This window comes from Sphingobium sp. RSMS (genome assembly GCF_005406185.4).
GTDB lineage: Bacteria > Pseudomonadota > Alphaproteobacteria > Sphingomonadales > Sphingomonadaceae > Sphingobium > Sphingobium fuliginis.
The window spans coordinates 686,536-700,561 of sequence record NZ_CM191258.1 but is presented as its reverse complement, the minus strand read 5'-3'; the positions used below and the strand labels follow the sequence as shown (position 1 = coordinate 700,561).

9 protein-coding genes are annotated in these 14,026 nt (G+C 64.9%); 3 read left to right on the top strand and 6 right to left on the bottom strand.

Annotated features, from left to right (window positions below):
• Nucleotides 1-20 precede the first annotated feature (20 nt).
• Nucleotides 21-1,013 carry a glycoside hydrolase family 43 protein gene (locus EGM87_RS21155; protein WP_065846427.1) on the bottom strand — a complete coding sequence of 331 codons (993 nt, stop codon included), beginning with the start codon at nt 1,011-1,013 and terminating at the stop codon, nt 21-23.
• A gap of 22 nt (nt 1,014-1,035) precedes the next feature.
• The gene (locus EGM87_RS21150) at nt 1,036-2,700 is read right to left on the bottom strand and encodes a carboxylesterase/lipase family protein (RefSeq protein ID WP_099186489.1); all 1,665 of its coding nucleotides are present in this window, start codon (nt 2,698-2,700) and stop codon (nt 1,036-1,038) included.
• A 250-nt stretch (nt 2,701-2,950) separates the two neighbouring features.
• Here EGM87_RS21150 and EGM87_RS21145 point away from each other — a divergent pair, with 250 nt between their 5' ends.
• Nucleotides 2,951-3,994, top strand: a complete 1,044-nt coding sequence (locus EGM87_RS21145; protein ID WP_061935914.1) for a LacI family DNA-binding transcriptional regulator — start codon at nt 2,951-2,953, stop codon at nt 3,992-3,994.
• Here EGM87_RS21145 and EGM87_RS21140 read toward each other — a convergent pair.
• Nucleotides 3,958-5,589, bottom strand: coding sequence for a glycoside hydrolase family 43 protein (locus EGM87_RS21140; RefSeq protein ID WP_137708890.1), 1,632 nt, complete (start codon nt 5,587-5,589; stop codon nt 3,958-3,960). The two genes, EGM87_RS21145 and EGM87_RS21140, sit on opposite strands and share 37 nt — an antisense overlap.
• Entirely contained in the window at nt 5,586-6,830 is a 1,245-nt protein-coding gene (locus tag EGM87_RS21135) for an MFS transporter (protein WP_137708891.1), read from the bottom strand. The genes EGM87_RS21140 and EGM87_RS21135 overlap by 4 nt, the downstream gene beginning before the upstream one ends.
• Nucleotides 6,831-7,169: 339 nt before the next feature.
• Between EGM87_RS21135 and EGM87_RS21130 the strand changes: the two genes are divergently transcribed.
• Nucleotides 7,170-10,067, top strand: coding sequence for a TonB-dependent receptor plug domain-containing protein (locus EGM87_RS21130; protein ID WP_229742662.1), 2,898 nt, complete (start codon nt 7,170-7,172; stop codon nt 10,065-10,067).
• Between the two features lie 304 nt (nt 10,068-10,371).
• Nucleotides 10,372-11,721, top strand: a complete 1,350-nt coding sequence (locus EGM87_RS21125; protein ID WP_137708892.1) for a cation:proton antiporter — start codon at nt 10,372-10,374, stop codon at nt 11,719-11,721.
• 185 nt (nt 11,722-11,906) lie between these two features.
• On the opposite strand, the gene EGM87_RS21120 is transcribed toward EGM87_RS21125, so the two are convergent.
• Nucleotides 11,907-12,911, bottom strand: coding sequence for an SMP-30/gluconolactonase/LRE family protein (locus EGM87_RS21120; protein ID WP_137708893.1), 1,005 nt, complete (start codon nt 12,909-12,911; stop codon nt 11,907-11,909).
• Nucleotides 12,908-13,963, bottom strand: coding sequence for a Gfo/Idh/MocA family protein (locus tag EGM87_RS21115; protein ID WP_137709109.1), 1,056 nt, complete (start codon nt 13,961-13,963; stop codon nt 12,908-12,910). The genes EGM87_RS21120 and EGM87_RS21115 overlap by 4 nt, the downstream gene beginning before the upstream one ends.
• Between the last annotated feature and the right edge of the window lie 63 nt (nt 13,964-14,026).

Genomic DNA, 14,026 nt, shown 5'->3' with positions numbered 1-14,026 from the left:
ATATGTGTCGAGCGGGATGCTCAGTTCCGCGCAGGGCGCGCCGTTACTCCGGCCTCGGTCTGCACCACCGGTTTCAGGGTGCCGTCAGGATTATATTCCAGCCGCTCGACGGTGACGGCCCGCCGGCCGATAGCGCCGTTCAGATCGCCGATCGCAAGCGTGGCGTTGTGCAGGAAAATATACCAGTTGCCCTTAAATTCGGCGATGCCCGGATGGATGGTGAAGCTGTACTTGCCAGAGCCGGTGAGTTCGCCGCGATAGGTCCAGGGGCCGTCGAGGGACGTTGCGGTCGCATAGGATATGCGCTCGTCCCGATGCGTCGCCCTGTCGAGGGAGGCGTAGGTCAGATAATAGAATCTGCCGCGCTTGTGCAGCCAGGGGCCTTCCTCGAAAAGGGGCGGAGTGATCTCCCTGATGGGTCCGTCCAGCTCGATCATGTTGGACTTCAACTTCGCGATATAGGCCTGACGATTGCCCCAGGCGATCCAGCTCGTGCCATCGTCGTCCGTGAAGACTGTGGGATCGATGTCTTCCCAACTATGGGTGCCCTTTGGCGTCATCTGGTTGGTGATCAGCGCCGAGCCCTTCGCATCGACGAACGGGCCGGTCGGCCTGTCCGAAACGGCGACGGCGATCGCCTTGCCCGGATGCGTGTTGTCATGCTCGACCGCGGCGTAGAACCAGTAGCGGCCGTTCTTTCGGATGGTCTGCGACGCCCATGCATCCTTCTTCGCCCATTTGAAGTCGGACACCTTCATGATCGGGCCATGATCGGTCCAGTGCCGCATGTCCGTGGTGGAATAGACCAGCCATTCCTTCATGTTGAACATCTCGTCCCGCTGCGCCTCGTCATGGCCGACATAGAGGTAGAGGCGGTCGCCATCGACCATCGGCGCGGGATCGGCGGTGAACTTGTCGCGGATGATGGGATTGGACCCCGGCGCCGCGTCTTGCGACAGGGCAGGCGCGGCAATGGCGGCAAGGGTGAGGAAGGGAAGCAGCGACCGGCGCATGGATGGACAGTCCTTTTGATGTTCAGCTCAGGATAATGCGGCGCGCCGCGCCCTGCGGATCGTCGACCATGCGGCATTGATTGTCGAAGACCATGGTCGCGCACCGCGTCGCGTCGGTCGGCGTCCAGTTCAGGCCCGGCTGGCTGGGATTGCCGGTGCGGGCGAAATTGGCCCAGGCCGTCGCCATGGTGCGGGCCAGCTTCCGCGCTTCGGGCGTATTGCCGGTGCCCTGATCGCACAGCGCTGTATTGTCGAACACGAAGGCGAGGTCGGCGGTGTGCCATGCGCCAGCGACTCCGTCCAGCTGGGGCGACTGCCACTGGAAGAGATATTGGTACATCGGCGCGGCGCCCGGCTGCTTGTCGCGCAGGCCAACCATGGTCTGGATGCGATTGCGGTAGCCCAGGGAGTCCACGCCGTAGGAGAGGGTGCGGATCGCCTTTTCGGGGTGGTCCCGCTTCATCTGGGCGATAAGCGCGTCCGCCTTCCGTGCGCCATAGCGTTGGCTGAGGTCGGCGCGCCATTCCGCCTCGCCGGGATTCTGGCCGAACCGCATTCCCTCTTCGCTGGTGTTGCCGATCAGCATCGGCACGTCGCGGGAAACATCGGGCGCCACGTCGAAGAAGGACCGCACCGTGATGACCCGGCCGTCCATTGTCGGATTCCAGCCCACGCGCGGAGTGGTGGAGGGGCCGCCCACCCCGCGCGGGCCGTTGACCTGCTCGGCCACCTTGTTGCCCGCGGCGAAAAGCGTCGCCCAGTCCATCCTTTGCAGCGCGCCGATGTCCCGCGCGCCGATACCCAGTTCCTTGACGACCCGGCGCGAGAAATCGCGCGATTGCTCCAGCGTCGGAATATTGCCGCCGCCGCCCGATTGCGCCGCCGCGCGATGGATGAGACCCTTGCCCGACGGCATGCCCATCAGCGTCGTCACCTTGGATGCGCCGCCCGACTGGCCATAGATCATGATCCGGTCCGGATTGCCGCCGAAGGCCGCGATATTTTCCTGCACCCAGCGTAGCGCCGCGATGCAGTCGGTCATGCTGACATTGACCGATTCCTCATAGGGCGCGCCGCCCACCTCGGTCAGGTCCAGAAAGCCCAGCACGTTGAGGCGGTGGTTGATCGACACCTGCACCACGTCATGATGCCGCGCCATCTGCGCGCCGTCGTGAGAGGCGAGTTCGTAGGAGGAGCCGAAGGCGAAGCCGCCGCCGTGGAAATAGACCATGACAGGGCGATTGCCCGATAGCGAGGGCGTCCATATGTTGAGCTTCAGCATGTCCTCGCCAAGGAAGCCGTCGGTCCATTGCTGGAGGAAGGTGTGTTCCTTCGCGCGAAAACTGTGCAGCGTCTGCGGGCAGTTCGCCCCATAGGCGAGCGCGGGATAGGGATCGGCCCAGGGCTTGGGGGGCCTGGCGGGAAGCCAGCGGTTCTCTCCCCCCGTATCGTCGCCATAGGGTATGCCCTTGAAGGTGAAGACGTCCCCGGCGACATAGCCGCGCACCGGGCCATAGCGCGTCCTCGCAATGGCGTTGCGCGGCGTGGTGCAGGTTCCCGCACCGCCCGAAATGGCGGTCGAGCGCGGAGCGGCCGCTGCTTCGCCACCCAGCAGCGCCGCCGCACTGCCCAGGGACGACGCCAACAGCGCCTGACGTCGATCGAAAAGCATGGCCCGCTCGGTCATCCAGCATCCCCTTGTCGATTATGATGCCGGCGTCCAGGATCGACCGGCGCTAAAATCCTATACGATCCAGAGGGCTGGTCAATAACTCACACAAATATTTTATGCGCCGTCGCCCGCCGGGGGATGACCCGGCGAACGCCTCTCGCCGGGCTCCGGCATCTCCGCCGATCCATGTCCTCTTTGCCCCTTTGCCGCAGGCGATCCTTGGCTTAGATCACCGTTTTGGGTTTGTCGAAGACATGGGGTGGGCATGGCGAAACCGGAGCGTCCGGCGCGCGGGGCGACGATCGTCGATGTGGCGGCGCGGGCGGGCGTGTCGTCCATGACGGTGTCGCGCGTCATCAATGGGCGCGCGGGCGTGAGCGCACAGGCGCGCGCGGTGGTGGAGGAGGCGATCAAGGCGTTGGCTTACACGCCGAACGTCGCGGCCCGCAGCCTGGTGACGTCCAGCGAACTGCGCATCGGCGTGATCTATTCCAATCCCAGCGCCGCGTTCATGAGCGAATTTCTGACAGGGGTGTTCGAGGAAGCGTCCGCCTGCAGCGCGCGGCTCGTGCTGCTGAAGGGGGAAGGGGGGCGCGCTCCGTCCGCCGCCGCGCTGGAAGACTGGATCGAATCGGGGATCAGCGGCGTGCTGCTCGCTCCGCCGCTGGGCGAAGCGCCGGATGTGCTTCGCGTCCTGCGGGCCAGGGGCTGCGTCATGGCGGCGGTGGGCGCATATCAGTCCCCCGATACGATTTGCGTGCGCATCGACGATCGGGCCGCGGCCTATCAGATGACCGGGTTGCTGCTGGACATGGGGCATCGCCGACTGGGGTTCATCCTTGGCAATCCCGATCAGGCGGCAAGCGCCGAACGCATGGCTGGCTTCTACGCCGCTGTCCGGGAACGGGGCGGGGTGGAGGTGCAGGTCGCGCAGGGCGATTTCACCTATATGTCCGGCCTCGCCGCTGCCGAGCAGTTGCTGGGCGCGGCCAGTCCGCCCACGGCGATCTTCGCGAGCAATGACGACATGGCGGCGGCCGTCGTGTCCGTGGCGCACCGGCGCCATCTGGACGTTCCGGCGGAACTGACCGTCGTGGGGTTTGACGATACCACAGCCGCCCAGACGCTGTGGCCGCCGCTGACGACCGTGCACCAGCCGGTGCGGGATCTGGCGGCGGAGGCCCTTAACCTGCTGGTGGCTCAGATCGCGGCGGGCGCCCGCCGTTCCCGCGTTCCCCGCGAGAGGATTCTGGAGCATCGGATCGTGCAGCGTCAGTCCACCGGAGCGCCGAACTCTTCCTCCACATAGACGAAGCTGGCGAAATCCGCCGGATGGGCCTGGCCCGACAGGTCCTGGCAGGCCATGCCGATGAAGGCGCCGGTGAAGTTGGGCAGGCCGGGGTGGGTGACTTCGTCCGACAGGATGCTGGCGTCGTGGACATCCGGAAGGATGTGCCAGTCTTCCCCATCGGCTCGCCAGGCGAAGCGCAGCCGGTCGCCATCCACGGCGGCGCGCAGATCGATCGCGCCGTCGGGCAGCCGGTCGGCGACGATGTCGAATCTGTTGCCCTCCGGATTTTCGGGCGAAGCGGAGAGGATCTGGAGCTGCCGCCGGCCTTCCTCGGCGCTGACGCATAGATAATAGAATTTGGTGCTGTTATAATAATAGATGAGGCCCGCCGCCTGCTGGAAGCTGCGGGGCTCGAAGGAGAGCGAGGTCGTCGCGGTGAAGCGGAAGGCGGTCTGCCGCCGCGCCACCAGCGCCTGCTCGAACAGGCTGCCGACCGTTTCACGCCCGTAAAGACGCAGGAAGCCGGGCCGGGCCGTCAGGCTGAACAGCCGTTCCGGGGCGGGGCTGCGCAGCCATTGCAGGTCCCGCGGCAGTTGGGGAAGGTCGAAGCGGCCGTCCCAGCGTTCGATGTCCCAAGGGGCGGGCGGCAGGTCCGGCGCAGGCGGCGTCCCGTCGGGCCGCGCGTCCCCGTTGACGGTGCGCAGCCAGCCATCCTCGCCCCACAGCATCGGTTGTATCGCGGTTTCGCGGCCCATGATGCAGCGTTCGCGCCCCGGCAGCGGACGGCCGCACAGATAGGCCAGCCAGGTGCTGCCATCCGCCAGTTCCACCAGATCGCCGTGGCCGGCGCGGGCGATGGGCAGGTCCTTGCGGCCCGCGCTGGTCAATATGGCTCCATCCGGATGCACTTCATAGGGGCCGAGCAGGTCGGGCGCGCGCGCCATGACGACGGCATGATCCCAGCCCGTGCCCCCTTCGGCGACCAGCAGATGATAGAAGCCGCCATGCTTGTAGAGATGCGGCCCTTCGGTAAAGCCGCGCTCCGTGCCCCTGAAGATCAGCGTCGGTTCGCCGACCAGCTTCAGCGTCGCGCGGTCCAGTTCCTGCGCTTGTATGCCGGCGAACCGGCCATGGCCGGGCCGGTGGTCCCACAGCATGTTGAGCATCCAGCTGCGCCCGTCATCGTCATGGAATAGCGCCGGGTCGAAACCGCTGCTGTTGAGGTGCACCGCGTTCGACCATATGCCGTCGACCGTTTCGCAGGTGACGACATAATTGGGGAAGTCGCGCAACGACATGCCCTTCGCCCCCTGGACGGTGGTGGCGCCGTAACGCTTGACGTCCGTGAAGACCAGCCAGAAGCGGCCGTCCGCATGGCTGAGGTCCGGGGCCCATACGCCGCAGCCGTCGGGATCGCCGCGCATGTCGAGCTGCCCCGCGCGGTCGAGCGGGCGGGCGACGAGCCGCCAGTTCACCAGGTCGCGGCTGTGGTGGATCTGCACGCCCGGATACCATTCGAAGGTGGATGTCGCGATGTAGAAATCGTCGCCCACGCGCACGATCGACGGATCAGGATTGAAGCCCCGCAAAATGGGGTTGGAAATGTTTGTCATCGAGGCTTGCGCACCAGCGTCCACAAAATGACGGCGCCGACCAGGTCGAGCACGCCGAGCAGGATGAAAAAGGGCTCATAGCCGACCTGGTCGACCATCTGCCCAAGGGAAAGGGAAAAGACCAGCACCCCCAGATTCCCGGCCAGGCCCGCCATGCCGGCGGCGGTCGCCACCTCATTCCTGGCGAACAGGTCGGACGCCAGGGTGATGACCGTCACCGACAGGGTCTGATGGGCGAAGCCGCCGAGGCAGAGCAGGGCGATCGCCGCATAGGGATTGGTGGCAAAGCCGACAAAGGCCATGCCGGTCATCAACAGGGCGCCAAGCGTGAAGGCCCAGCGCCGCGCATCGACAAGGTCGATCCCCCTGCGCTGGAGGAAGGCGACGACGGCCGGGCCGAACAGGCATCCAAGGTCGGCGGCCAGGAAGGGCAGCCAGGCGAACAGCGCGATTTGCCCAAGATCGAAGCCGCGCACGCGCGCGAGGTAGAGCGGCATCCAGAAGGACAGCATGCCCCAGACCGGATCGGCCAGCAGGCGGGGAAGCGCTATGCCCCAAAGGTCGCGCCGCCGCGCAAGGGCGAGCACAGCGGGTTTTTCGGCGCGAGCGGCCAGGCGCTGTTCCTGGTTGTTCAGGATATAGTCGCGCTCCGCTTGACTCAGCCGCCGGTGCCGCATCGGGCTGTTGTAATGGAGGAACCAGAGGACCGACCAGATGAGGCCTATGCCCCCCGCCACGACGAAGGCCAGCCGCCAGCTATGCACCATGACGGCCCAGGCGACGAGCGGCGGGGCGAAGACCGCGCCGAAGGAAGCGCCGATATTGTAGATGCCGCCCGCGATGCCGCGTTCCCTGGAGGGGAACCATTCCGCCACCAGCTGCTGGCCGGCGGGCTGGGCCGATCCTTCCGCCAGGCCGAGCAGCCCGCGCAGCGCGGCGAATCCGAACCAGCCATTCACAAGGCCATGCGCCATGGTGACCAGCGACCAGACCGCGACGCATATGGCGAAGCCAATGCGCAGCCCTACGCTGTCGAGGAAATAGCCGGCCGCCGGCTGGAGCATCACGCCCAGTTGGAAGGCGCCGGTTATCCAGCCATATTCGACGTTGCTGATCTTCTGTTCGGCAAGGATCACGGGCGCGGCAACGCCCAGCACGGAACGCGACAGATAATTGATGACCATCGCGCCCACAAACAGGCCGATGATCGTCCAGCGGAACTTGCCGACCAGCGTCAACATGGCGGCCTGCCCCAGCGCGAGCCGCGAAATCGCCTGGGTTTTCGGGCGATGGGAGCCGGGCCGCCGTCCTCCACGGACTTGGCATGGCGGCGGCATTTGTGGTTCGAAAGCAACATCCCCTCCCGATAATCTTGTATGAGTATTGACAATAATCCTCCTCCAATCAATAGGCATTGTTAGCGCTAACTAAAAATCAGTCGATTCCTTGTTATCGTTTGACGGTGAAGGCGCGCGGCCGGGGCGACAGCCCCGCATTCAGATGCAAAGCATCATTTTATTGGGGAGAGCAGGATGTCGGATTTCCAGTTTCAACGCCGTTTGATGCGCGCGGGTTGCGCCATGGCAAGCATGGCCGCGCTCGGCATCGGCCTTGTCCATGCGCCCGCTTTCGCACAGGCGGCGAGCCAGGCTTCGGCGCCCCAGAATGGCGAAGAGCGCGCCAGCACTTCGGACATCGTGGTCACCGGATCGCGCATCAAGGCCAGCGGCTATACTGCGCCGACGCCCACGACCGTGATCGATGAAACGTCGATCCAGGCCAATGCGCAGCCCAACATCTTCACCACCATTGCCCAGTTGCCGTCGCTTCAGGGCTCAAGCGGCACCACGGTCAACACCTTCAGCACCTCAAGCGGCCAGCAGGGCCTCAGTTCCTTCTCGCTGCGCGGCGTGGGCGCGATCCGTACCCTGACGCTGATCGATGGCCAGCGGGTTGTCGGCGCGAACGTGACCGGCGTTCCCGACGTCAGCCTGTTCCCGCAATTGCTGATCCAGCGCGTCGACGTGGTGAATGGCGGTGCGTCGGCCTCCTACGGATCGGACGCCGTGGGCGGCGTCGTCAACTTCATCACCGACACCCGCTTCAAGGGGCTGAAGGGCAATATCCAGGGCGGCATCAGCAAATATGACGACAATGAACAGGTGCTCGTCCAGCTTGCGGCCGGCACCAGCTTCCTGGACGATCGCGCGCATCTGGTCGTCAGCGGCGAATATGCCAATGAAGACGGCGTGGGCGGTGGCGACTGGGGCATCGGCCTGGCCGGCGGCCGCGACTGGTTCAAACAGACCAGCCTGATCGACCGTGGCGTCATCAATGACGGATCGCCGCGCTATGTGCTGCGCGATTATGCGCAGGCCTATAACTACACCAAATATGGCCTCATCACCTCCGGCCCGCTGCAGGGCACGGCGTTCGACCAGAACGGCAACCCGTTCCAGTTCAACTATGGATCGAACGGCGTCCCCGCGCGTGACGGCACGACCAATGTGCGCGGCTGCTTCCCCGGCTTCTGCCTTGGCGGAGACCTGTCGGGCAATGTCGATGCGGGCCGTTCGCTCCAGTCGTCCATCGAACGCATCAACACTTATGCACGCCTCGGCTTCGACTTTGCCGATAATGACGAACTCTACTTCACCTTCAACTTCGGCCAGGTGAAGACGCAGAACCAGCCGGTGGGCGGCATGAACAAGCCGGGCCTGACGATCCAGTGCGCCAATCCGTTCGTGCCGGCGTCGATCAAGGCGGCCTGCGCGACGGCGGGCATCACCAGCTTCGGCTATGGCACCAGCAACGCCGCGCTGGGCAACACGCAGGTCAACACCGACCGCCGCCAGTATCGCGCGGTGATCGGCGCCAAGGGTCAGTTCGACTTCCTGGGCACCGAATGGTCGTACGACAATTATTATGAGCGCGGCACGAACTATACCGACATCGATGTGTCGAACATCCTGCTCACCAACCGCTTCAACGACGCGATCAACGCAACCACGCTGAACGGCGCGGTGGTGTGCGCCAGCGCCGCGGCGCGGGCGAACGGATGCCAGCCGCTCAACATCTTCGGCGGCAACCCGTCGGCGGCTGCGCTCGCCTATATCATGCCGGAGAACGGACCCCGCCAGCGGACCCGCCAGACGCAGGACGTGATCAGCATCAACATCTCCGGTTCGCCGGTGGAACTGTGGGCCGGACCGCTGTCGATCGCCTTCGGCGGCGAATATCGCCACGAATTCTATCGCGTGAAGGCCGATCCCTATGGCGTCGGCACCAATTTCCAGCCGAGCGAACCCGATTATCCGTTCGATCCCACGCTGCTGCCCGGCGGCAACAACTGGTACGCCGGCAATTACAAGAGCGGCGGCGGCGCCTATGGCGTGAAGGAAGCCTTTTTCGAGGCCGATCTGCCGGTCCTCAACAGCGACGCGCTCGGTCGCGCCAACATCAACGGCGCGGTGCGCGTGACCGACTACAGCACGTCCGGCACCATCTGGGCATGGAAGGTCGGCGGCACATGGAACCTCCCGATCGAAGGATTCCGCCTGCGCGGCGTGACGTCCAAGGACGTCCGCGCGCCCAACCTGTCGGAACTGTTCGCCGCGCCGGTCACCACGACATTGCCCAATTTCTTCGACCCGTTCCGGGGCGTCAATGTGCTCGCGATCCAGAACAGCATCGGCAACCCGAACCTGCGTCCGGAAACGGCGCGCAACACGACGGCGGGCATCGCCTTTTCCGGCGCGTCCTGGCTGCCGGGCCTCAGCGTTTCGTTCGATTATTACAAGATCAAGATCAAGGACGTCATCTCCAGCCTGGGCGCGGGCGACATCGTCAACCTTTGCTTCCAGAATGTCCGTCCCGAAACCTGCAGCGCGTTCAACCTGAACAACCAGCAGGGGCCGAACTTCATCAATGTGCAGGCGTTCAACCTGGCGTCGATCGATACCAGCGGGTTCGACATAGAGGCGAGCTACCAGTGGCGGCAGCCTCTGGGCCTGCCGGGCACCCTGACCCTGCGCGGCCTTGCGACGCATGTCAGCAAGTTCGTGACGGACTCCGGCCTGATCGGCACGATCCCGGTCGACAGCGCGGGCGTCAATACCGGCAACACGCCCGACTGGAAGTTCCTGGCGATCCAGAGCTACGAGAATGAGAAATTCTCGTTCATGATCCAGGAGCGCTGGTTCAGCGACGGCGTGCTGGGCCACCAATATGTGGTTTGCCAGCCGGGCACCTGCCCTGCGTCCACCAACAATCATCCGACCATCGACCAGAACTTCATGCCCGGCGCCTTCTACATGGACATTGGCGGCACCTATAATGTCACGCCGCAGGTGACCGCCTATTTCAAGGTCGACAACCTGTTCGATCGCGATCCGGCCAAGTCGCCATTCTTCGTCAATCCCGCGCTCTACGATGTCGTCGGGCGCATGTATCGGGCAGGCGTTCGTTTCCGTTTCTAGGACATGGTGCGGGAAATCGGGAACCGGTCTTCTGCTCATGACCAGGTCAACGTCTGAATGAAGACCATGCTGTCGGTCGAAGCGACACCGGCAGCATGGCGATGAACTGGGGAGAGGTTTGCGTCCAGAGCTTTGCCTGGGCCAGGGCAGCGGCGGTTTTCCCCTTCCCCCGCCTTGCCCCATGCCTCTCCTCCCTCTTCTTCCGCGGCATCGGGCCGCTTGCGCCGGGCCGTCAAGCGCGCAATCCCTTCCTTCCACCGGGAATATGTGGTAGCGCTCCCAAAATAAGAGGCGAGAGGGTGGGATGGCAGGGGATATTTTTCCGTCGCTGACGAACATATTGGCGCCCCACGGGCCGCCGGTCAGCGCGAAGCTGCTGAGTTTCGCTCCCGGCGACTACAGCATCCATTTCTTCCTGCAACTCGCGCTCATCGTCCTCGCCTGCCGGGGGGTGGGCTGGTTCTGCCGCAAATTCCTGGCGCAGCCCCAGGTAGTCGGGGAAATGATCGCCGGCGTGATCCTGGGGCCCTCGCTGTTCGGCGTCGTCGCGCCCGACCTGCAGGCGATGATCTTTCCCAGGGAAACCAACAATGTGCTATACGCCGGCGCGCAGTTCGGCGTGGCGCTTTACATGTTCCTCGTCGGCCTGACGCTGCGCCTGGATCATTTCCAGTCGAAGGCCCGGAACGCGGCGATGGTGTCGGGCGCGGGGCTGTTCGCGCCTTTCGTCATCGCGATCCTGATCACGCCCTGGCTTGTCACCGTTCCCGGCCTTTTCGCGGAGGGCATAGGTCAGGGCAGCGCGACGCTCTTCATGGGCGCATGCATTGCCCTGACCGCCTTTCCGATGCTGGCGCGGATCATCAACGAACGCGGCCTTGCCGACAGCCCGCTCGGAACCCTTTCGCTGACGGCCGGGGCGTTCGACGACGCCGCATCCTGGTGCGTGCTGGCCGTGGTGCTCGCCCTGTTCGGCGGCGGCAGCGGCGTTGCCGTTCTGGCGATCGTCGGCGCCTTCCTCTATGTCGGTTTCCTGCTGCTGTTCGGTCGGCGCCTGCTTGCGCCGCTGGGGCGCGCGGTAGAGGCGCAGGGCGAAATGAGCATGACCGTGCTGGCGATCACGCTGGCGCTGTTCTGCCTGTCCGCCTTCATCATGGACGCGATCGGCATTCACGGCATATTCGGCGGCTTCATCCTGGGCGTATTCATGCCGCGCGGCTTGTTCGTGGCGGAACTGAGGAAGAAGGTCGAACCGCTGGCCGTCGTCATCTTGCTGCCGATGTTCTTCACCTATTCCGGGTTGAACACGCGCCTCGACATGGTGAATTCGCTTTCCTTCCTGCTCATTGCGCTCGGCATATTGGTCGCCTCCATCCTTGCCAAGTTCGGCGCCTGCTATGCGGCGGCGCGCCTGTCGGGCGAGGATAATCGAACCGCGCTGGGAATCGGCGCGCTGATGAATTCGCGCGGACTGATGGAACTCATCATCATCAATATCGGCATTCAGAAGGGCATTATCGAACCCGCGCTGTTCTCGATGCTGGTGCTGATGGCGATCGTCACCACCATGATGGCGGGGCCGCTGTTCGAGATAGTCTATGGAAGGCGCGCGCGGGCGGAGGGGGAATTGGGTCGGCTGGGGGCCGCGGCCTGATCTCCCTGTCGTGAGCCGCCCCTAGAGCCAATCGACATTCAGAAGATGACGAGCCGAGCCGAAGGCCACCGAAGGTAAAATGGTGGTTTTCCGTGACCCGGAGCGCAGCCTACTCAAAGTAGGTGAGCACCGGAAGCACGGAAAAGCGTCATTTGCAGGCCGTCAGGGCTGAATGTCGATTGGCTCTAGGCCGGCCGAATCGGCACGACCGCCAGCATATCGGAGGATGTCAGGAAAAGGCGTCGCCCGGCGGCGTCCAGCGCGCAGTTCGCCACCGACTTGCCCGTCCCGACCAGCCCCAGCGCCCTGCCGTCCGGGGCGAGTATGTGGACGCCCCCCGGACCTGTGGCGAAGACATGCCCATTGCGTGAAACCTTGATGCCGTCCGGCAGGCCGGGCAGGCCCTTCTCCTGTTCCGCGCGCATGTCGTGGAACAGGCGCTGACCCGTCGGAAAGCCGCGTTCATCGAGCGAATAGGCCAGAACCTCCGGCCGCTGCTCATCGGACAGCGCAAGATAGAGCGTCCTGCCGTCCGGCGATGCCGCAACGCCATTGGGGCGGCGGTGACTGCCGTCCAGCAGCGACAGCGCTCCGTCCGGACCCAGCGCATAGAGGCCGCAATGCTCCAGTTCCCGCAGCGCAGACCTATCGCCATCCGTCAGCCCATAGGGCGGGTCGGTGAAATAGATCATGCCCGACGGCGCGACGCACAGATCATTGGGGCTGTTGAACCGCTTGCCCTGGAACCGGTCGGCCAAAATGGTCCGGGCGCGCGTGCGCAGGTCGATTCGCACGATGGCGCGCGTGCCGCTGTCCGCGGCGATCAGCGCGCCGGAGGAATCGATCGCCAGACCGTTGAGGCCCGGCTCCCTGATGCCGGGCGGCACGGGGCCTTGCAGGCCGGAAGGCGACAGGAACGGACGCGCCCCATCCTTCGGCCGCCAGCGATACAGGATATTGGACGGCGGATCGTTGAACAGCAGGCAATTGTCCCGCGGCGCCCAGACCGGACCCTCGGCCCATTTATAGCCCCTGGCGAGGACGGTCACGGCGGCGGATGGCGCGACGATCCGGTCCAGTTCGGGGTCGAGCCGCCGGATCGAGCCGATGGGGACGGCCACCGCCGCGCCCAGCCGCGCGCCGACCGGCAGGCTCGCCAGACCGGCCAGGAACATCCGGCGCGACGTCATGCCCTTATGGCGACCTCTCGCCGCTCGGCCGCCGAACGGTAGATCGCTTCGATCACGCGCATGTCGGCAAGGCCTTCCTCGCCCGGCACGATGGGGGTCGTGCCGTTGACGATGCATTCGGCCATATGATCGAGCTGCCCCGCAAACTGGTTCTTGGCCGTGGGCGGGAGCGTGCGCGGGGTCGTGACGCCATCCTTGCGGATCGACATGCTCTGCCCCTGATAGGGGGTCGCCGGTTCCATGTCGATCCAGCCCTGCGTGCCGATGACGCGATAGCCATTATGGGAGGAACTATAGCTGGAGATGCAGTTGGCGACGATGCCGGATGGAAAGCGCAGCAGGAAGCCGATGCGGTCCTCCACCGTCTTGAAGCGGGGATCGGCTTTGTCCGTGGTCTCGACGGCGCTGACCGAAACCGGCTCTTCCCCGGTCAGGTAACGGGCTGCGTTCAGGCTGTAGATGCCGATGTCCATCATCGATCCGCCGCCCGACAACGGCCGGTCGAGCCGCCACTGGTCCGGCCGGGCCGGAAAACCATGTTCGGCGGTGATGAGGCGGGTGGGGCCGACATGGCCGCCGCGCGCCAGTTCGATGGCGAGCCGGTTATAGGGTTCGAACCGCGAACGATAGCCGATCATCAGCTTCGTCCCCGCCTTGCGGCAGGCGGCGATCATCGCCTCGCACTCCGTGACGGACACGGCCATGGGCTTTTCACACATCACATGCTTGCCCGCCTGCGCCGCGCGGATGCTATATTCGGCATGCATGCTGTTGGGCAGCACCACATAGACGACGTCGATGTCCGGATTGTCCCGGATGCGGTCGAAATCGGCATAGCTGTAGCGGTGGGTCGCCGCTATGCCATATTGCGCGCCATATTGGTCCAGCTTGGCCGGCGTGCCGCTGACGAGGGCGACCAGCCTCGCATGCTCGCAACCCGCGAAGTTCGGCATGATCTGGCGCGTGGCGTAGGAACCCAGCCCGACAATGGCATAGCCGATCTTGCGCGCCGGCGCCGCGCCGGCGCGCGTTGTCATGCCGGCCAGAACCATTCCGGCGCCAAGGCCGCCCAGGATTTCACGACGGGAAGTGGTCGCCACGCGAAGCTCCCTTTT

What these genes read in the sequence shown, in the direction of transcription:
- EGM87_RS21130 (WP_229742662.1), top strand. Translation starts at nt 7,170, where the DNA reads ATGGCAAGCATGGCCGCGCTCGGCATCGGCCTTGTCCATGCGCCCGCT.
- EGM87_RS21120 (WP_137708893.1), bottom strand. Translation starts at nt 12,911, where the DNA reads ATGACGTCGCGCCGGATGTTCCTGGCCGGTCTGGCGAGCCTGCCGGTC.
- EGM87_RS21155 (WP_065846427.1), bottom strand. Translation starts at nt 1,013, where the DNA reads ATGCGCCGGTCGCTGCTTCCCTTCCTCACCCTTGCCGCCATTGCCGCG.
- EGM87_RS21140 (WP_137708890.1), bottom strand. Translation starts at nt 5,589, where the DNA reads ATGACAAACATTTCCAACCCCATTTTGCGGGGCTTCAATCCTGATCCG.
- EGM87_RS21135 (WP_137708891.1), bottom strand. Translation starts at nt 6,830, where the DNA reads ATGTTGACGCTGGTCGGCAAGTTCCGCTGGACGATCATCGGCCTGTTT.
- EGM87_RS21115 (WP_137709109.1), bottom strand. Translation starts at nt 13,963, where the DNA reads ATGGTTCTGGCCGGCATGACAACGCGCGCCGGCGCGGCGCCGGCGCGC.
- EGM87_RS21125 (WP_137708892.1), top strand. Translation starts at nt 10,372, where the DNA reads ATGGCAGGGGATATTTTTCCGTCGCTGACGAACATATTGGCGCCCCAC.
- EGM87_RS21150 (WP_099186489.1), bottom strand. Translation starts at nt 2,700, where the DNA reads ATGACCGAGCGGGCCATGCTTTTCGATCGACGTCAGGCGCTGTTGGCG.
- EGM87_RS21145 (WP_061935914.1), top strand. Translation starts at nt 2,951, where the DNA reads ATGGCGAAACCGGAGCGTCCGGCGCGCGGGGCGACGATCGTCGATGTG.